The sequence below is a fragment of the Candidatus Absconditicoccus praedator genome, from assembly GCF_021057185.1.
GTDB lineage: Bacteria > Patescibacteriota > Gracilibacteria > Absconditabacterales > Absconditicoccaceae > Absconditicoccus > Absconditicoccus praedator.
The window spans coordinates 275,643-295,140 of sequence record NZ_CP054059.1; the positions used below are offsets into that span (position 1 = coordinate 275,643).

General features: G+C 29.7%; 21 protein-coding genes and 1 pseudogene. 1 reads left to right on the top strand and 21 read right to left on the bottom strand.

The annotated features are described in order from the left end of the window. Positions 1-9 precede the first annotated feature (9 nt). The 5 genes and pseudogenes from HLG78_RS01280 to HLG78_RS01300 all read right to left on the bottom strand — a co-directional run. Positions 10-114 (bottom strand): annotated as a pseudogene (locus tag HLG78_RS01280) (glycosyltransferase); the annotation flags it as partial. A 35-nt stretch (positions 115-149) separates the two neighbouring features. Further along, complete coding sequence (locus HLG78_RS01285; protein WP_231179203.1) at positions 150-1,379, bottom strand: ATP-binding protein; 1,230 nt, start codon at positions 1,377-1,379, stop codon at positions 150-152. Then, positions 1,336-1,536 carry a hypothetical protein gene (locus HLG78_RS01290; RefSeq protein WP_231179205.1) on the bottom strand — a complete coding sequence of 67 codons (201 nt, stop codon included), beginning with the start codon at positions 1,534-1,536 and terminating at the stop codon, positions 1,336-1,338. Before HLG78_RS01290 ends, HLG78_RS01285 begins: the two co-directional genes overlap by 44 nt. Positions 1,537-1,541: 5 nt before the next feature. Then, entirely contained in the window at positions 1,542-1,829 is a 288-nt protein-coding gene (locus HLG78_RS01295) for a hypothetical protein (RefSeq protein ID WP_231179233.1), read from the bottom strand. After that, entirely contained in the window at positions 1,811-7,819 is a 6,009-nt protein-coding gene (locus HLG78_RS01300; RefSeq protein ID WP_231179234.1) for an S-layer homology domain-containing protein, read from the bottom strand. The genes HLG78_RS01295 and HLG78_RS01300 overlap by 19 nt, the downstream gene beginning before the upstream one ends. Before the next feature lie 221 nt (positions 7,820-8,040). Here HLG78_RS01300 and HLG78_RS01305 point away from each other — a divergent pair, with 221 nt between their 5' ends. Continuing rightward, positions 8,041-10,656 carry a midas domain-containing protein gene (locus HLG78_RS01305; protein WP_231179372.1) on the top strand — a complete coding sequence of 872 codons (2,616 nt, stop codon included), beginning with the start codon at positions 8,041-8,043 and terminating at the stop codon, positions 10,654-10,656. 27 nt (positions 10,657-10,683) lie between these two features. On the opposite strand, the gene dnaX is transcribed toward HLG78_RS01305, so the two are convergent. From dnaX to rplV, 16 genes are all read right to left on the bottom strand, one after another. Next, on the bottom strand, positions 10,684-12,117 hold the full coding sequence (gene dnaX / locus HLG78_RS01310; RefSeq protein WP_231179374.1) for a DNA polymerase III subunit gamma/tau: 1,434 nt from the start codon (positions 12,115-12,117) through the stop codon (positions 10,684-10,686). 123 nt (positions 12,118-12,240) lie between these two features. After that, positions 12,241-13,560 (bottom strand): preprotein translocase subunit SecY, encoded by a 1,320-nt coding sequence (secY, locus tag HLG78_RS01315; protein WP_231179377.1) that lies wholly within the window; start codon positions 13,558-13,560, stop codon positions 12,241-12,243. A 28-nt stretch (positions 13,561-13,588) separates the two neighbouring features. After that, positions 13,589-14,035 (bottom strand): 50S ribosomal protein L15, encoded by a 447-nt coding sequence (gene rplO, locus HLG78_RS01320; RefSeq protein ID WP_231179380.1) that lies wholly within the window; start codon positions 14,033-14,035, stop codon positions 13,589-13,591. 25 nt (positions 14,036-14,060) lie between these two features. Continuing rightward, positions 14,061-14,564 carry a 30S ribosomal protein S5 gene (locus HLG78_RS01325; RefSeq protein ID WP_231179383.1) on the bottom strand — a complete coding sequence of 168 codons (504 nt, stop codon included), beginning with the start codon at positions 14,562-14,564 and terminating at the stop codon, positions 14,061-14,063. Positions 14,565-14,587: 23 nt separating this feature from the next. After that, positions 14,588-14,947 carry a 50S ribosomal protein L18 gene (locus HLG78_RS01330; RefSeq protein ID WP_231179386.1) on the bottom strand — a complete coding sequence of 120 codons (360 nt, stop codon included), beginning with the start codon at positions 14,945-14,947 and terminating at the stop codon, positions 14,588-14,590. A 23-nt stretch (positions 14,948-14,970) separates the two neighbouring features. Beyond that, complete coding sequence (rplF, locus tag HLG78_RS01335; protein ID WP_231179388.1) at positions 14,971-15,516, bottom strand: 50S ribosomal protein L6; 546 nt, start codon at positions 15,514-15,516, stop codon at positions 14,971-14,973. Between the two features lie 24 nt (positions 15,517-15,540). After that, the gene (locus HLG78_RS01340; RefSeq protein ID WP_231179390.1) at positions 15,541-15,945 is read right to left on the bottom strand and encodes an uS8 family ribosomal protein; all 405 of its coding nucleotides are present in this window, start codon (positions 15,943-15,945) and stop codon (positions 15,541-15,543) included. A gap of 33 nt (positions 15,946-15,978) precedes the next feature. Further along, positions 15,979-16,203, bottom strand: a complete 225-nt coding sequence (locus HLG78_RS01345) for an uS14 family ribosomal protein (RefSeq protein WP_231179456.1) — start codon at positions 16,201-16,203, stop codon at positions 15,979-15,981. Between the two features lie 21 nt (positions 16,204-16,224). Further along, the gene (gene rplE / locus HLG78_RS01350; protein ID WP_231179458.1) at positions 16,225-16,773 is read right to left on the bottom strand and encodes a 50S ribosomal protein L5; all 549 of its coding nucleotides are present in this window, start codon (positions 16,771-16,773) and stop codon (positions 16,225-16,227) included. A gap of 32 nt (positions 16,774-16,805) precedes the next feature. After that, positions 16,806-17,090: a 50S ribosomal protein L24 gene (rplX, locus tag HLG78_RS01355; protein ID WP_231179460.1), complete on the bottom strand. Its 285-nt coding sequence runs from the start codon at positions 17,088-17,090 to the stop codon at positions 16,806-16,808. Positions 17,091-17,112: 22 nt separating this feature from the next. Further along, a complete protein-coding gene (gene rplN / locus HLG78_RS01360) occupies positions 17,113-17,481 on the bottom strand; it encodes a 50S ribosomal protein L14 (RefSeq protein ID WP_231179462.1) in 369 nt (122 codons plus the stop codon). A 20-nt stretch (positions 17,482-17,501) separates the two neighbouring features. Next, positions 17,502-17,768, bottom strand: coding sequence for a 30S ribosomal protein S17 (gene rpsQ / locus HLG78_RS01365; protein ID WP_231179540.1), 267 nt, complete (start codon positions 17,766-17,768; stop codon positions 17,502-17,504). A gap of 2 nt (positions 17,769-17,770) precedes the next feature. Next, complete coding sequence (rpmC, locus tag HLG78_RS01370) at positions 17,771-17,956, bottom strand: 50S ribosomal protein L29 (protein ID WP_231179597.1); 186 nt, start codon at positions 17,954-17,956, stop codon at positions 17,771-17,773. A gap of 56 nt (positions 17,957-18,012) precedes the next feature. Then, a complete protein-coding gene (gene rplP / locus HLG78_RS01375) occupies positions 18,013-18,435 on the bottom strand; it encodes a 50S ribosomal protein L16 (RefSeq protein WP_231179631.1) in 423 nt (140 codons plus the stop codon). A 25-nt stretch (positions 18,436-18,460) separates the two neighbouring features. Continuing rightward, entirely contained in the window at positions 18,461-19,111 is a 651-nt protein-coding gene (gene rpsC, locus HLG78_RS01380) for a 30S ribosomal protein S3 (protein ID WP_231179634.1), read from the bottom strand. Beyond that, complete coding sequence (rplV, locus tag HLG78_RS01385) at positions 19,111-19,455, bottom strand: 50S ribosomal protein L22 (RefSeq protein WP_231179669.1); 345 nt, start codon at positions 19,453-19,455, stop codon at positions 19,111-19,113. Before rplV ends, rpsC begins: the two co-directional genes overlap by 1 nt. Positions 19,456-19,498: the final 43 nt, after the last annotated feature.

The following is a 19,498-nucleotide window of genomic DNA, read 5'->3' on the forward strand; positions in this document are numbered from 1 at the left end:
TATTTTTTATATCACCATAAAATCTTTGAAAGTTTGATTTAGTATATTTTCTATAGATTCTTGGATATATTTTTCTGTATTGTATACAGGCATTATCACTGATATTTTTGGCATAGTTTGCTTTTTTAGTAGAATTAAATAATTAAATTTTATATAATCCAATCCAATATATTATAGTGTTTAATTCATTTATAATCACTATTTACAAAATCATCTAGACTAAGTACTATCTTTTCATAATTATCTTTTATTGCAAGTAAATTTCAAAATTCTCTATCTACTACATCTTTGCTTGATAATAGATAACAAACTTGGATATATTTTATTTCATTATCTTTTTTGGCAATAAAATCTATTTCTTTATCTTGCATATTTCCAACCTTGACATCATATCCATCTGCCAACAGATGATTTAAAACAACCAACTCCAAAAGTTTTTCTATGTCCGATACTGGACTAAATCAAGCAATAGCATTTCTTATTCAAAGATCAAAAGCATATATTTTACTATTTATTTCAAGGGTTTTTTTTCATTTTAGGTCATATCTTTGTATATCATTAAACAAAAAAGCTGATTTTGAATAATCAAGATAATTTAAAACAGTATCTACAGATACTTTTATATCTTGAGATTTAAAATATTTTTTTATATTTTGTGCAGTAAAATAATTTCATAATTCCTTAAATAAATACATATTTATTTTTCTAAGTAGAGAAACATTTCTTATCCCAAAAAATTCTACAACATCTTTGGTAAAAACTGTATTATAGATACCATTTAAATAATCATATCTCAAACTTGTGTCATTAATCAATGGAATTTTGGGTAATCATCCAAATTCAAGATATTCATAAAAAGTTTTTTTGTTAGCTTCTTTTTTTGAAAATTGTAAAAATTCTTCAAAAGTCAGAGGGTATATGATTTGTTCTCTATATCTTCATGAAAGTAAAGTTGCATATTTTGATGAAAGTAGCTTGGAATTTGATCAAGTTACATAAACTTTTGCTTTTTTATATTTACTAAATATATCCAATACAAATTTTTCAAATCATTCTACTTCTTGTATTTCATCAAGTCATACAAAAAAGATTTCATTTGTATTTATATTGGATTTTTCAAATAAATCTACTAGATCATTATATGTTTTGACATTGTCAAACTCTCTCCATTCTTTATTTACATAAAATATTTGAGTTTTTTTAAGTTTTGTATTTTTGATTAAATAATCTATTACAGAATACAAAAAACAACTTTTACCAACTCTTCTTGGTCAAACTATGATATTTATCAGTCATAAATCCAAAACTTTATCAATATTTTGAAGATATTTTTGCCTAATTATTACTTCATCTATTTTGCTGAATAATTGTTCCATCATAAACGATAAAAAATTTAAAAAAGATTTTTTGTCTATTATAGTCTATAAAATTTATTTTTCAAGTTTTTATTGAAGCATAAGTTTTGATACTTTCTATCGCTTCTTGGATATATTTTTCAGTATTGTATACAGGCATTATCACAGATATTTTTGGCATGGTCTTTATAAATTATTAAAAAAATCAATAAAGTCTACTATTTCTACACCATCAAATTGAAAATCTCATTTCTTATCAAAATAAACAAGTATATTTTTTCAATCTTGTTTCAAAAGAGGATCTACTTCCCTTTGGATATTTTCTTCACTTAATTCATAACATACTTGTATATTTGTATTGATATCTGGTAAATAAAAATCTATTTCATTTAGATCAACACAAACAGCATCCTCCCCAAAAAAACAAGCTTTACACACTCCAAAAATTTTTGAACCTATTTCATCTGCATCCATATCCTATACATTATCAAAGCTGCTTGATATCTGCTAATAGGCCTATTTTGTGCCAATAGATCTTCTTCTTTGGTTATTCATATTTTTTGGGCATAATCAAAATAATTTTCCCACCATACCATACCACTTTCTTCTATGCTCTCTCAAGAAATAGCTCTTATCAACACAGCAAAAAACTCTGCTCTAGTCATATAACTGCTTGGATAAAATCTGCCATTTGTTCATCTCATGATTGACATTCTACAAATTGACTGGATACTATCTACCAAAGTCTCATCAGCACCATCAATATCTTCAAATTCACAATGATTATCTGACTTTTCTAGTCACACTATCCTTTCTGCAAAGTTGGATACAAAATGAGCTGCCTCCTCTCTTGTTAGATAAAAATCAGGCCTATACTCATATATATTATTAAAACTTGTAACACCATAAGCATTCAAAAATCAGATAGAATTTTCAAACTCTGCATCATCATATACATCCCAAGCTTTAATATCATTATAACTATTTATTATTTGCACAAAATTATTCATATAGTTTAGAGCTTTTTCTCTTGGTTTAGTTTCTCAACTTTCTTGATAAATCTTGAAAACAGCCAAAAAGTTGTTGTAATAACTTACAAACTCTGCCAGATCAAATCATGAAACTCTCCTAGATTTCAACTTATCTACGATTTGCTTGTTGATATTATTTATTGCCTGCTGGGTAGCTTCAGAATCATACTGAGGCATCTTTATCTTCATTGAGGATAGATTGATCTGTTTTTCTAGTATTGATGAATGAGCTTGGATATTGGATATCTCTTCATATATATCATCTGCAGACTCATACTGCTTTTTGTCATCCTCCTCTACAGATTGGTAATCTTGATCAGATAAGTCATCATCTTCTTCGTCATCAATTTCATCTTTTTCTTTTTTATCATCTTCTGGAGGAGCAACAAATCAGCCTCCTCATCACCCTCATCCAGACGATCAAGATCATCAACCTGATCATCAAGAATCTTCTTGTTTTTTATCCAAACTGATTTGTATTTCCTTGTCTCAGTCAAGCTCTACTGTTTTTTCTTTCGTATCGTATCAGTCTTTTGTCAGTTTTATATCATAACTTCACTCATCCAGATCAAAAATCACATTGGATCAAGTTTTTGTTGTAGATCATATTTGTATTTTTGCATCCAGATCGTCTCATTGATCATCTTTCACAAAGATTTCAAGCTCATACTCCAAAGAATCAACAACAGCAAAATAAGAAAGCTGATTGGTAAAAAATCTACAAACTTTACCTTCTTTTAATTCACATTCAGCGTCTATTTTGCTCCAATATTTGGCATCTGTAGATCTTATTATATCATAAGTTTTTCATACTTCACCATCTTCTACTTCAAAAGAAATTTCAAATCAATTTTCAGTATCCGATTTCAAACTTACTCCAGTATTTGCTCAAAGTTTTTTCACTGCTTTTACCCTATCTCAAAGCTTGCTTTCTCAGTATTCAATTTCATCTTTATTTACACCTGATGCATTTTGAGGCGGCTTTATTACTCAATCCCAGTCTCATTCTGGTTTTATAGCTCAGTCTATATTTAGATAATTGTTGGATTTTTTTGAAGACTCATCCAATTTGGTTCTTACTCCTATTCTTCATAGATCCTCTTTTTCTCCAGTAGCCAGTCCACCCGAGAAAACTACTGATCAAGTATTTGTCCAAAACTCTTTCCTTTCTTTTTCCAAACCAATATCAACTGTTTTATCACTATCTACAATCTCAAACTCTCATGTATATGTTTCATATCATTCAGCTTTGATCTCAAACTCATAACTTCATGCTTCTACATTTTCCAAATCAAAATTGTCATCTCAATCTACTTTTAGATTATATTCTACTTCTTCTGGACTTATATTGAATGTTACTTCATATGTTTCTGGCTCTACTGCTTCTCATTCAAAACTCACTGCTCAATATGTAGCTACATAGCGAGGATTTTGGTTATAATCAATATCAAAATCTTCAAGTTCTATTCAATAATTAATGCTTCATTTTTTTAGCTCATCATTAATTGGTTCATAATTAGTATTATCAATATAGTTTGATACTTCATTATAATCTCTTGTAAAATTGTCACTTTCTTCTACATTTGAATGTAGGCTAAAAGGACTATTAGCAAAAACTGCATTTCATTTAACTATTTGTTCATAATCTGTATTTACTCATCTTATTTGCACAGCTGTAGAATCTGTATTAAATGTATTTCTAAAAATATAAATATCTTTTGGATTATTATTATGATCTGTTACAAATATTCATCATCAATTATTATTTGCAAATATATTATTATAAAATGCTACTGTAGAGTCAGTTTGTACATTCCTATGTCCTGCATGATTATTATAAAACAAGTTATTGTATACCAAATACATATCATCACTACCTGCACCTGATGATGGAAAGTGTCACAATAATAAATTTGGTCTAAATCTACCATCACCTGCATCTTTGAATGTATTATTTCTTATTATTGTTTGTCTTGTGTCTTGTGGCATTCAATCTACATCATCTCTATAATTTTGATGTTTGATTTGCATATTATATCAAGTTGTATCTTTGAAAACATTTCATTCTATCAATCATCACACAAATGCTTCTCAATTTCATGAAGCATCTCAGATGTATATTCAGGTACTTTTATTTTCTATAATATTATCTCTAAGGATCCAATCCCACAAAGCTACATTATTTGTATTCAAAGCTATTCTGTTGGAGTAATTATATATATGAAGTCACTCCAAGACAATATGATGAGAAGCTGAATTTCTTGGCTGTATTGCATCTCACCGCCTACCACTTCCTCCTCAATTCATATCAAAATCTTTCAAAACTACATAAGATGATCATGATATTTGTATAGTGTTTGATCAAGACTTTCTAACAAAAGTTGCAGTTCAATCTTGAGGTCAAGATATTACTATAGGATTTTCTTTTGTTCAATGCATATTTGTAATTCTCAAATTATTAGTATAATTTCAAGGAGTAAGCTCAAGCCAATCGCCAGGCTCCAGATCACTCACCTTATCTGTATAATTTGAAGGATCAGCTTCTATAACATTGAAGTCATCTCTATTTACTCATCCATTATCCCATCATTTAAAATTATAAGAAGATTCTATAATTTCTGTTGTTTTTTCTTTTGCTTGAAAATCAATATTCAAAGTTTCAATATCAGAATATCATCATTTATAGTCATCATAAACAGATACATCCAAAATCATATTATCCAAATCATAACTTCCAACTCAAGACAATTCCAAGCTTGCAGAAATATTACTTTCTAAAGAATCCAAACTCAATATTTTATCTGCAAACACTTGGTCATCATCTACACTTGATTTTAGATGTATTTCCAAAACATCATTATTAGACACATTTTCTAAATCTATATCAACATTTATTTCAGAATCATCATATTTTATTAATTCAGTTGTTGAAATATTGTTTATAGCAATAGATTTATGTTCTTCTTTTATATCTTCTCCATCAAAATCAAAAACTCTAGTAGACTCTCAAAGTTGTACTTGCACTATTTGAGATTGTCATTCTTTATTTCTAGAAGAAATATTAGCATTATTTGTAGTAAATACTTCTCAATCTTCTACTTCATTCAAAACATAAAACACATCATCTCACACCAAAACTCATCTAGATACAGATTTTCATTGTTCTTCTCAATAATTATTTGCAGATAGACTTGTCCATAAGATTCTTTCATTCAAAGTTTCATCAGTCACATACAATATATTATCTGCTCCAATATATTCTCAAAGTCTTTCTCAATTTATTAATAGGAAATCCCTATTTGGACCACAACAAGCAGAAGTTGCCATGAAAACTACATTTCAATCATTATCTATATTAATTTCTCAATACTTTGATCTAAATGTATTTCAGTTTCAGTTTGATAGCCTAGGAACAATAATTTGTCATTGTTTCACTTCTCAATTATTTGTATCTATTCTTCCAAGGTATCAAAGATGAGCTGCACCACTAATCCCCCAAGAAGCATTGTACATATCTCAGCCATTCAAAGTTCCTGTAGTTAAATCTTTTCCATTCCACCTAAAAATAGTATTTCAACCTGCTGACTCACCAGCAAAATACAAATCTCAATTTTGTCAAACTTGTATTCTATATCATCTAGTATCTGCCATATTTTCAGTTGCAGACAATTCATCTCTATTGAAATTCCAAGTATCCCAAATTATTCATTCTTTTCAAATTTCATAAGCAAAAATTACTGCTACTTGCAAATTATTAAATTGTTGATAACCAGTAACATAGATATGATTTTTATCACTATTTATGGCTATATCATTTGCATAAGTTTTACCAAAATATTCTTCATAAATTATTTCTTCATCCTCAAATACTGCAATATTTTTATCATACAAAAGTGCTATTTTTCAGTCATCTCATACAGAAATACGATTTTTTTGTTGTTTGTCATTTCCATAATCATTCACAAGTATGTTTTTATCAGAAACATCAAAAGCCCAGGCTTTATTTCAATCTTCATAAAGATAAAGCTTTTGGGTAGTAAGAATTCAAGTATATTTATTATTTATACTTCACTGCATATATACCAATTCTCCAGTAAGAGATGTTTGATTTTGTAGTTCATAATTTGAATTATACTCAAACAAGTAAGATTGGTCATCCAAATTTCATCAAATCAAAATATCTCAACTTTCCAAGACTGCTCATCATTTAGGATTTTTTGATTCAAGATAAGATGAATAGTCAGTATCAAAATTAGTTGCTATTTGGCCATGTGTATTTTCATCAAAAGTCATTTTTTTAAGAGTTTTTTCATCATTATATCTTATCAAGAAAAATATATCATTTCAAGAAGCCACAGAATCACCTACTCTCAATGAAGTATCTCACAAAGATACAGGAAGTGATTTAGTATAGTCAGGCATTTCAGAAATTCAGTTCTCTAGCTTGAAATATCAACCAAATCTACCATCTACACAATAAGCTATATCAAGTAATGGTCTACATCAAAAAGCATATCAAGATCATCTATTGTACTCTTCCCGTGACGAATCCACCAAAACATGAGATGGAAATCTTCATCAAGTATCCCTTTCTTCCCAAGTACCAGATGTTTCTTCACTGAAAGTATATCAATCCATTTTCAAAACTCTATCACTTGTGATTTGTGTTGCATTTACTGGAGTATATGAATAATAAATTTCTCTGTCATCAGCATTTCAATTCCAACCAAAAGCCATTCATGAATGCTGAGAAACTACTTCTCATCTAAAAACTCTTCTATTATTAGTAATTCTAGTCCATTCTCAATTTTGATAAGCAAAAAGTCACTCATCTCTAGGTGTATAAAAAATTACTCCATCTACTTCACGAAGTCTACCACGAGTTTTCTTGTGAGGAAAATTTAGATCTTCCCATTCTTTGCTCACTGGATCATATGTAAGTAATATTTGATTTCATTTTCTACTAGCTACCAAAAATCTTCATTCTCAAGCTGTAACAGTTTGCATATAAAAATGTGTTTGCAACCTTTCTGCATCACTATACTCTTTTGGATCATATTTTTCTACAATTTCATCAGGCACTCTTTCGGGTCTACTCCATCCAGAATCTATATCCGATAAATTTAAAATATGAGATCTAGAATAAACATAATCATTTCAATCAGTTCATTGGACTATATGAGGATTTTGAGTTGATCAATATGTTGGAGATCAAATTATTTTTTCCCAAGAATTATTATCAAAATCAAACTTATAAAGTCAATTTCAGTCTACACCAGCAACTCATGCATATACATTTCAATCGCTATCTTTTGCTAATCAAGTTACTGAGTTTAGCGCTTCATCTGTGAGTCAATCAGTGATTTCTACCCATTCAGAATTAGCAAAATTTAAAAAGCCAAGTAGGCACAAAAACAAAACTATTTTTTTCATTATTTAAGTTATTGAAAATAAAACTTTGAAAGTTTTGTTTTTGTTTGTTTAAAGAAATTATAGCAAAACCACCACTCAAGTCAATAGCAAAAAACATTGTTTATTAAGAAAACTTCTTAAAAACTATTTTTCAATTTTTTGACAAAATTTATAATTTATGTATACTTACTAATGTAAAAAAAAGCAAAAACAAAATTTAAATAAATATAAACAAAAAAAATATGGCTGAGGAAAACAAAAACAATCAGAACCAAACTTGAACTGAAAACACAGCAAAACAAGATGATGATCTTGATATACAGTTTGATATAGATTTTTCTTCAGGTAATACATGAGATGATAATACCCAATGAGATGAGCTTCAAGATGAAATCAATATTGACGATTTTTCAGATGATTCTATAGAAAACGAAACCGAACAAGATTTAGATATAGACACAGAAATTAATTTTGAAGAATCAGAGTCAGAATCTAAATCTCAACAAGAAGAAATTTCTTTCGATGTTGATTTCTCTGATGAATCCACTCAGGAAACTAAAACTGATGAATCTTCTCAAGAAGAATCTACTAAGACTGAAGACTCTTTCGATGTAGATTTCTCTGATGAGGCTACCCAAGAAACTAAAACTGACGAACCTTCTCAAGAAGAATCTACTAAAGCAGAAGATTCTTTTGATGTTGACTTCTCTGATGAGACTAGTCAGGAAACTAAAACTGACGAATCTTCTCAAGAAGAATCTACTAAAGCAGAAGATTCTTTCGATCTTGATTTCTCTGATGATACTACTCAAGAAACTAAAGCTGACGAATCTTCTCAAGAAGAATCTACTAAAGAAGCAGAAAACTCTTTCGATGTTGATTTCTCTGATGAGGCTACCCAAGAAACTAAAACTGACGAACCTTCTCAAGAAGAATCTACTAAAGAAGCAGAAAACTCTTTCGATGTTGATTTCTCTGATGAGACTAGTCAGGAAACTAAAACTGACGAATCTTCTCAAGAAGAATCTACTAAAGCAGAAGACTCTTTCGATGTAGATTTCTCTGATGAGACTAGTCAGGAAACTAAAACTGACGAATCTTCTCAAGAAGAACCTACTAAAGAAGAAGATTCTTTTGATGTTGATTTCTCTGATGAGACTACTGAAACTAAAACTGATGAATCTTCTCAAGAAGAATCTACTAAGACTGAAGACTCTTTCAATGTTGACTTCTCTGATGAGTCCGCTCAGGAATCTAAAGCTGAAGACTCTTTCAATGTAGATTTCACTGATGAGAGTAAACAAAATATTTCTTCTGAAGAGACTTCTGAACAACTAGAAAGTTCTGAAAATCAAAAACAAAATGAAGTTAATTTTAGTCAACATAATACACAACCACAAGAAGAAGTTTCTGACCTTTGAGAAGCATTATCAGAAGAACAACAAAAACAAGCACAAACTCAAATAGATGATTTTGACATATCCGACTTTGAACCAGACGATATTGATATAGACTCTCAATTTGAAAGCAAAGACACAAAACAAGAAAAAACTTCTTCGACAAATTCTCAAACTCAGGACAACAATCAAACCGAAAAAGCAACACAAAACAAAGATAATGAAAACACTAATTTAGATAACAATCTAGAAATTGACCAAACTCAATACAATAAAGAAGATACAGCCCAACAAAATGAAAACAATCAAACCACACAAGATGAACAAAACAATAATCAAGACCCTTTCAATATTGATAATTTAGATGAACCTCAAAAAGCTGATACTCAGGCTGCCCAAAATAATGAAACCAATAACGAACAAAATAACAACCAAACTTCTTTCAATATTGATGAACTGGATGAAACTGATCAAAAGGAAAGCTCTCAAGCTACTCCTACGCAAGAAGAAACTAATCAACAACAAAATAACATTCAGAGTTCTTTCAATATTGATGAATTAGATGAACCTAATCAAAATAACAATTCTAAATCTGATCAAAAAGACCAACAAAGCACAGCCAGTGCAATAAATATAGATCAAGTAGCATGACAAAAAGCAACTGAAAAAGAAGACAAAAAACCAGCCAAAAGCTGAAACACAAAAGTCAACACAAAGATGGACTCTATCAAAAAACAACCAAAATCAAACAATAAAAAAACTCAAAAAACTTCTCAAGCCAAAAACAAAACTGAAAACTCAGGCTGATGAAGTAGCTTAAAAATTATTGTAACTAGTTTTTCTTTGATATGAATTTTGATGTTGGCTTGAGCTGGATATTTTGTATATACAGTAATGTTTCCACCCGTTGAAGAAAATGATTATAGTGGAAGCTGATCAGAACCAGCTCATTATGCGGCAAACGATGAAGAACAACCAGATGAAAATGATGTTGATGAAGATACTACAGAAAATATAGAACAAGACGATGAAACTACAGATGAAGATTGGTGATGGGATGATGAAGATGAACTTGATGAAAGCGATGAAAGCTCTGAAGATGATGATGAAGCTACACAAGAAGAAGACGACCTTACAGATCAAGATAGCGACTCCACAGAAGAAAGTGATGAAGATTGGTGATGGGACGATGAAGATGAACTTGATGAAGATGAGGATGAAAGTTCTGAAGAAGACGATGAAATTCAATGATATCATGATCAGCTTGAAGAACTTGCAAGAGAGGCTAGAATGGCTGCAGTAGATGCTTGAGATGCTGAAGACAGCAGAGCCAGAAGATTTGCTATGATGGCTTATAGAATATCAAAAACAGCAATGGAAGAAACACAGATAGACAAAATTAAAAGCAACAAAGAAAATGCAGAAAATTACTTACAAAGAGCAAAAGAAAGATTAGAATAAAAAAAACCCTGTCAAATTGACAGGGTTTTATAATTTTTCATTCAGATAGTCTTCTTTTGACTGATAATGTATACGAATTCCAGAAAATCCATCATCCATAAATTTTGCAAATATTTTTTCTAAATATTGTTTATTTTCAACCTTACTAACAATATTATACTGCATTTTGTTTATTACAACCAAATTTAGTACTCAACTTTCATAAGACTTCACATCCATATACCTTTTTAGGATAGTTTTAATTGCGGTTTTATCTACATTTTCTAAAACTTTTCAAAAAACATCTTGAAAATCTATTTCTATTTTGGAATCTTCTACTTTTTCTGAATTTTTAGTATCAAAGCTGCTTTCTTTTTCTTTTCATTCAACATTAAGATTAGGCTTGTCAGGTCAGCTATCTATATTTCAATCTGAAAAATTATTTGATTCATCTTCTGAGATAGACTCTTTTTTTTGAGCAGAAAATCATAACTCATTGATAATTCTATAAACCTTTGTTTTCAGAACAAGATCCGATACAGGATATGTTTTCAATGCAGTCATTGTTTCTCCAACTGCTTCAGAAAAATATGAATAAAACTTTGGATCTTCCATAAATTTCTTGTCTACATGCTGCAAAAGTTGATTTACAAAATTATACATATCTATTCAAGAATTTTTAAGATTATCTATAAACTCAATCACCTTATCAAAATCTCACTTTCTAACAATTTTTATAAATTCTTCTAACCTACTTTCATCCAAAACTCACAAAAAAACAGATACATTTTCTTCAATCACATCTCACAAAGAGGCTACCTGTTCCAGATATTTTATAGCATCTCTCATTGCTCAATCAGACATATTTGCTATACTTTTTAATGCTTGTTTTTGATAGTTTATACTCTCATTATCACAAATATATTCAAGTCTTTGAGCTATATACTCTACTGAAAGTCTCTTGAAATTAAAAACCTGTGATCTAGACACGATCGTGTCTGGTACTTTATTAATTTCTGTAGTTGCTAATATAAAAAAAAGATAAGATGGTGGCTCCTCCATTATTTTTAATAATGCATTGAATGCGGCCTTGGATAGCATATGTACTTCATCTATAATATATACTTTCTTTGAAAGTTTGGTTGGAGTATACAAAGCTTTTTCTAGTATTTCTTCTCTAATATTATCAACTTGAGTGTGAGATGCAGCATCTATTTCTACAAAATCCAAGTTTTTGCCTTCAGCAATAGTTTGGCAGTTGTCACATTTTCAGCATGGATTACCATCAGATGACTCCAAACAGTTTACTGCCTTTCACAAAATTCTTGCTATTGAAGTTTTTCATGTTCATCTTGATCCAAAAAACAAATAATTGTTCGAGCATTCACTGTTTTTTACTTGAGATTTCAAAATATCTCTAATATGATCTTGTTCTACTACATCATCAAAACTAATAGGACGATATTTCAAGTACAAAGACATAAAGCAATCATTTAAAAGTTAAATTTATATTAATATATTTATTTATATCTCAAAATCAACAAAATAAAAAACTGCCAGGTATAAACAAACTACCTGACAGTTTCAAATTGTTTCATATATGTTTTATATTTTATCATACTTCTCCATAGCAAGCTGGGAGTTCAATCTGTTAATAATATCCACAACCACATTTACTATAATTATAATACCCGCACCTGACACAACTACTGGTATAGCTCAAACACTTTGAGTTGCCTGCTGTATAAACGGTATATAAGAAAGAACATAACTATATATACCTATCAATCATAGTCATATACCTCACCAAAAACATAAATGATACAATGTCTGATTTATGTACTTTGCTGTTTCTTCTCATGGTCTTATACCTGGGATAAATCATCACCTCTTTTGTATATTATCAGCCATTCTATCAGGATTAAATACAATGATAGTATAAAAGAATGTAAAAGCAACTATCAGCAAGAAATATACTATTATTGCTATTACTGATGGCTGTTGAGTATATATATTAAGATGAGTCTCTATCCAAGAAGCTGAAGCTTGTACAAATTCATTTTGTGTTCATACTCTTACCATTAATTGGGACAATAAGTAGGGGAAACTAGCAAATGCTATTGCAAAAATAATTGGTATCATTCAAACCGGATTCAATGGTATTGGCAATGAAGCAGTATCTTCTACGTTTCACTGTCTGGAGTATACAATAGGAATATCCTTTTTGGTTTTTACCAGTAGTATAGCCAATATCACCAATATCAATACAAGCAAAAACATAAACACTATTATTCAAACAATATCTGCACCTGCTTGTCATATATAATTATATACTTGAGAAGTCATTCAAGCAACTATCGAAGAGAAAATCAACAACGATATACCATTTGCCATTCACTTTTCAGTAATCATTTCTCAAAACCACATAAGAATCATTGTTCACACACTCATAGCAAAGGCTGCTAATATTACATTTCAAACAGTTGTTTGGATAACATCTCATCAAAGAATATTATTTATGAAAAATATCATTCAAATTGCCTGCACAAAAGCTAAGGGCAATGTCAAATATCTTGTATACTGTTGTATTTTCATCTGTCATGTCTCTCACTGCTCTTTTAGTTCTTCTAACTGTGGTACTACTGCTGCCAAAAGTTGCATTATAATAGATGCATTAATGAAAGGAATAAGTCAAACCGCCACTATAGAAAACTGTTCTATTGTTCATCACAAAAGCATTGCAAAAAACTCCAAACCTCAAGCATCATCCATTGTAGCCATCATAAAAGTATCAACATCTACAAATGGCACAGGCACAAATACCATTAATCTATATAAAGCTAGGATCGCAACCATAAACAACAACTTTCTTCGAACAGTTGGACTCTCTCGTATTTGTTGTAAATAATTTAATATCTTAAACATATCTTATATAATTGGAAACTAAATAAAATTAACTAACAGTTCATCAAGCATTTTCTATTTTTTCTTTTGCAGATTTTGAACATTTATCCAATCCAGTGATAGTTAATTTTTTAGTTATATCTCAATCTCATAAAAGCTTTACTTTGCTTTTTTCGGATTTTATATAACCTAGTTGTTTTAGAACAGCCTTATCTATATTTTCTGATATTCTATCATCATTTTCTAAGTCCTTTAGATTAACTATATCATAATTATCTACTAGTTTGAAAAATCTTTTGAATCATCTTAGTTTTGGTAGCCTTTTGTTTAGAGGAGTTTGACCTCATTCAAAACCTGGTCTTTTACTATAACCAGATCTTGATTTTTGTCATTTTATTCATCTTCCTGAATAATTTCATTTTCAAGATGAGTTACCTCTACCAAGTTTTTTCTTAGCTTTTGTGTATCAATTGGATTTTGTTAGAATTTCCTCCATTAGGATAAACATTTATTAAATAAATTTATGCCTCTGTCTTTTCTTCAACTTTTTTTGGCTTTACTGTGTTAACTTTGTATAAACTAAGAGCATTAATTGTTGCCAAAGCATTATTTAGTTTATTATTTGTTCAAAGAATTTTTGTCAAAATATTGTTGTATCCTGCAAGCTCCAAGACAGATCTCACAGAAGATCAAGCTTTTAGTCATGTACCTGGACCAGCTGGCATTAATCTTACTAATGCTGCTTTATATTTATGAGTTTTTCAGTATGGAACAGAGTTTGCTCATACTATTGGTACTTTTTTAATATTTTTATATGCATCATGTGTAGCTTTTTGAATTGCTCATATTACATCCTGAGATTTTGCAAGTCACAATCAAATTTTTCCTTTCTTATCTCAGATTATCATTACAGCTCTAAAGGCCAATTGTCTTCATCATTTTGTAACTCTTGTCACTCTTCTTACTTCCAATAGTCTTTCTTCAAATTGTTTTTCCTGTTTAGGTTGTCTACCATTTTTTTCCATCAATATACTTTTAATAAACTAAATTATAAAGAAACTCATCATTGTCTTATTCACTCAGCTACTTTTGCTACTCTTCCATGGTAAATATTTCAATTTCTGTCAAAAGCAACTTTTTCTATTCAGTTAGATTTCAGTTTTTCTGCAATTTTTTGTCATACACGAAGTGCTTTTTCCTTTTTTGTTCATTCTGAATCTTTTAGATCATTAGCTACTGCCAAAACTTTTCCTGACTTATCTACTACTTGAGCATAATTATAACAGTTTGATTTATTTACTATCACTCTAGGCAAATTTGTATTTGTCTTTAGCCTATTATTAGACTTTTCTTTTCTTTTTTGATACCTATGTTTTTTTTCGTACAACTTGTTTGTTATTTTTCTCATTTAATTTAAATTAACCTATTAAATTATTTTTTAGCAGTTTTTCACACTTTTGTCTTAATTGCTTCTCACTCATACCTTATTCCTTTTCATTTATATGGCTCTGGTGGTCTCAAAAATCTAATATTAGATGTTACTTGTCACACAAGCTGCTTATCTATTCCAGATATTACAAGAATTTGAGCTCATTTTGGATCTTTATCTAAACTTGCTGTAATTCCATCGGGTAAGTTATAATCTATTGGATGAGAGTATCACAAATGCAATGTTACTTTTTGTCACTCCACTTTTGCAGAATATCATACTCCTACTATTTTAAGTCTTTTTTGGAATCAGTTTTGAACTCACTCTACCATATTATTTATAAGGCTTCTTGTTAGTCACCATAGGTTTTTATCTTCATTATCTTTTATTGATACCAGTATTTGTCATTCTTTTTCTTCAATAGTTACTCTTTCTGAAAAAGAATTTGATAACTCTCATTTTTGTCATTTTACTGACACATTATTTCAATCTATTTTTACTTCTACTCACTCAGGAATATTTATAGGAAGTTTTCCGATTCTTGACATTTGTATAGATTACAAAATTAAATATTAGTAAATTTCAGCGATAAGCTCTCATCAAACATTCATTTCTTTTGCTTGATTATTTGTTAGTATTCATTTACTTGTAGACAAAATTCAAATTCACTTTCAACCAGCTACTTTTCATATCATATCTACTGACACATACCAACGTCTAGATGGCTTGGAATGAAATTTTACAACTGGTATATCTTTAACAGGATCTTTTACCTCAAATAGAGTTATCTCTATGAAAGCTTTTTTTCAGTCTTCTACAACTTTATAATCCTCCACAAAATTATTTTCTTTTAGTAGTTTTAAGATATTTTCTTTCATTTTTGAGTAAATCACTCATTTTATTGACTTTTTTCTTGCCATGTATGCATTTTTAATTCTTATCAACAAATCATGCACTGGAGAATTCACAATATTCATATTTATTTTTTAATATTCTAAATAAAACAAATTTTACCAACTTGATTTTTTAACTCACATAATCATACCCGCTCTTGCATATTTTCTGAAACATATTCTACAAACTCAAAACTCTCTCATATATCACCTTGTTCTACCACAACATTTACACCTGTTGTAATATTTTGTAGGCTTTTTCATTTTTTTTCACTCTCTTATACATTTTTCTCTAAGTTTATCAAGCTTTTCTTGCTTAACAATCAAGGACTTTCTTGCCATAATAATGTATTACTAATTAAATTATTTTTTTTCAGCAAATATTATTCACAATGATTTCAAAAGCTTTTTTGCTTCCTCATCTGATGTTGTCGTTGTAGTAATATTTACTTGTATACCATGCTGAGTTATTATCTCTTCTGGTGATAATTCTGGGAACACAGTCTGATTTTTAAATCATATATTATAATTTCCTCTTCAATCAAACTTCTTTGATGATATTCACTCAAAATCTCTTACTCTTGGAAGAACCAATTTATTAAGCCTATCTATGAAGTCATAAGCTTTTTGTCTTCTCAAAGTAGTTTTTAGCATTACTGGCATTCACTCTCTTAACTTAAATGTAGATACTGACTTCTTTGCATTTACAACAGTAGGCTTTTGTCATGTTATTTTTTTCAGATTATCTATCAAATCAGAAAAATCCTTTACTCACTTTTTTGTCACCAATGTTCAAATTCACATTGATACTACCACTTTTTCTATTCTAGGTATTGCTAAAATGTTTGATTTTCACATATCTTTTTGCAAGTCGTATGATATTTTTTCTTTGAATTCTTTGTAAAGATTCATTCTAAACGAATTTAAATTTTAAATTAACATCACTATATCTGCTCTTGTGTTTTTTTACAAATTCTAACTTTTTTCCCATCTTTTTCTTGGAACCCTACTTTAGTAGGTTTTTGTAGTTTTTCTGAGTAAATAGCTACATTGGAAATGTGTATTGGCATAGTTTTATCCATGAATCACTGTTTTTTTACAGCTTTTTTTCTTACATTTACTCACTTTACATATACTTTGTCATTTTCTACTTTTTCTACTACCGACACAGATCATTTATAACTACCTGCTATTACTTGCACTTTATCACCTGTTTTAATCTTTTTCATAATGATAAATTATTTTGTAAAATTATATTATTTCTTCTGCCATGTTGGCTACTGTTTTATATCATTTTGATCTTAGTTCTTTTGCAACAGGTCAAAAGATTCTTTTCCCTCTAGGAGCTCAATCTTTTCCTACCAATGCAACAGCGTTATCCCCAAATCTTATGTATGAACCATCTGGTCTTTTTACCTCTTTTCTAGTCCTTACAACAACAGCATGAGCTACTTCTCACTTTGAAGCTTGTCAACCAGGAACAGCAGATTTTATTGCTATTACCACTTTATCTCCAACTGTTGCGTAAGTAGGAAATGATCACTTCAAAACTCTTATTACTCTCCCTGATTTTGCTCAAGTATTGTCAATTACTTTTACTTGTGATTCTTGTTGGATCATCGTTATTTTTTATAAAAAAACTAAATTTCTTGTTTTTCAACTACTTCTACTAGTTGCCATCTTTTTAATTTACTTATTGGCCTACTTTCTCTAATTTTTACCAAAGATCATTTTGTTGCCTCGTTATTTTGATCATGGGCATGATATTTCTTTTTGGAAATATATCTTTTTCTATACAAAGGATGTACTTTTGCGGTTTCTACTTCTACTACTATAGATTTATCCATTTTATCACTTACCACTCTTCATACAAACTCCTTTATATTTTTCCCTCATATAATAGCCATAGTTATTTGTTCAGTTTATGATGTAAAGCAGTGTTTACTCTTGCTATATTTCTTCTTGTCTGCTTAATTTTGTGGGTTTGTGTCAATCACCTCATAGAGTTTTTTATTCTTAGATCAAAAAGCTCTTTTTTCAGCTTGTTTCTTTGAGCTACTAGCTCTTTTACATTTTTTTGCATTATTTCGTTCATTTTTAGCTTACTCATGGTAGCAAATTTTTAAAAATTAAAGGTCTAATTAGACTCAGTTATCTTACCTCTCACTTTTCTACAACTCTTGTGGAAATTGGCAATTTATAAGAAGCCTGTTTCAAAGCTTCATCTGCCACTTTTCTACTTACTCAATTAATCTCAAATAGTATTCTTCATCTTTTAACTCTCACTACATATTTTTCCAAATCTCATTTACCTTTACCCATTGGCATTTCAAGTCACTTCTTGGTATAAGGCATATCTGGGAATACTCTAATCCAGATTTTTCAAACTTTTCTTGTGTATCTTACTATCACTTTTCTTGCTGCTTCAATTTGTCTGTTTGTTAGATAATTATTTGAAGTTGCTTTCATTCAAAAATCTCCAAAAGATACATAATCTCATCTGTGGCTTGCTCATTTTATCCTTCATCTATGTACTTTTCTATGTTTCCATTTTTTTGGCATCAATAAAGACATTATTTTTTTCTATAACGAAGTAAATTTATCTTCTACTTTTAGATTTTTTATACACATCTCCCTTATATACCCAAACTTTTACTCACAAAACTCAGTATTTTGTTACAGCAGTTGTATAATAATAATCTATATCTGCTCTAATAGTTTGCAAAGGAACTCTTCAGTCAATAAATGTTTCTCATCTTGCTATATCAGCTCATCAAAGTCTTCCTGATATATACAACTTTACTCACTTTGCTCATTTATCCATAACCCTTTGGATTATTCATTTTCATACTCTTCTAAATGGCATTCTTTTTTCTAACTGTTCTGCAGCTAACTCTGCCATCACTTTTGCTGATAACTCTGGAGTTTTTATTTCTTTCACATTTACTTTGAACTCTTTTCAAAACTTTTTCTTTAGTTTTGACTGAAATTCATTCAATTTTGCTCATTGCTTTCAAATTATCAAAGCCGGCTTGGCTGTGAATATTATTACTTCTCCATCATTTTCAGTCTTTTTTACTACTACTTTTCATACTCCACTTCTTGGATAGAAACTCTCTACAAAATCCATTATTTTAACGTCTTCTACAAAAAACTTTGCACTTTGAGACTTAGTTTTTGCTATCCATTCTGTAGGCCATCACTTAGTTATTCCTGCCCTGAAACCTCTTGGGTCTATTTTTTGTCACATTAACTTTGCTTAGTATCTAAAACAACTCTCACAAATGATCTATGTTTAATGTATGGATGAACTCTTGATCTTGAAGCAAACTTTATTCTCTTTATTTTCATCCCTCTTCATACATCTATTGTAGAAATATATAAGCTAGAAGGATCATATCATCCATTATTTTTAGCATTTGCTACAGCAGAGTTTATTACTTTCAACAAAATTCCAGCTCATTTCTTTGGCGTGTATTTTAGCATATTTTGAGCCTGTTGTACACTTTTTCATCTTACCATTTTTGCAACTAGATTCATTTTTTTATCTGATGTTGTAGCATATCTTAATGTACAAGTTAGATTTTTATTCATCGGTATTTTTTACAATTTATAAATGTCCTTCTTAAATGGTTTT